We start from the raw sequence: 567 nt of genomic DNA, 5'->3' as shown, positions 1-567 counted from the left end.
CCGGTAACCGTGGTGGGTGAATCACTACTCACGACGAGGAACCAGGAGGTCTTCCGTGTCCCACCGTAACGCACCACTGACCGCCACCGGCAGGGCCAGGATGGTGGCGCTGGTCATCGAGCATCAATGGCCCCAACGCCGCGTCGCCGAACGCTTCGGCGTCGCACCTGCCACCGTGAACCGCTGGGTCAACCGCTACCGGGCAGGTGAGCCACTGTCGGATCGCACCAGCCAGCCACGCCGCTGCCCACACCAGCTGACCGCACGGCGGGAACGCCGGATCATCAACCTGCGGTTCACCCACCGGTGGGGACCCCACCGCATCGGCTACCGCTTGGGCATTGCCCGTTCCACCGTCGGCCGGGTGCTGGCCCGCTACAACATGCCCGCGTTGGACTGCATCGACCAGGCCACTGGTCTGCCGGTACGCAAGGCCCCACCGAAGCGTTACGAGAAGTCCCACCCCGGGGAGTTGGTGCACGTCGACATCAAGAAACTCGGCCGGATCCCCGACGGTGGTGGCTGGCGGATGTTCGGTCGTGGCTCTGATCAACACCGCGCATCGAG

Annotated in this window: 1 protein-coding gene; it reads left to right on the top strand. The window is 66.7% G+C overall.

Annotated features, from left to right (window positions below; translation table 11 throughout):
- Window positions 1–55 precede the first annotated feature (55 nt).
- Window positions 56–567: helix-turn-helix domain-containing protein (locus ACTXPP_RS14170; protein WP_443342767.1), on the top strand; the 512-nt coding region annotated here is incomplete at its 3' end.

It is taken from the genome of Candidatus Corynebacterium faecigallinarum (assembly GCF_052264515.1).
GTDB lineage: Bacteria > Actinomycetota > Actinomycetes > Mycobacteriales > Mycobacteriaceae > Corynebacterium > Corynebacterium faecigallinarum.
Note: the sequence above shows the minus strand (reverse complement) of the source record. Positions and strands in the feature narration are given on the sequence as shown.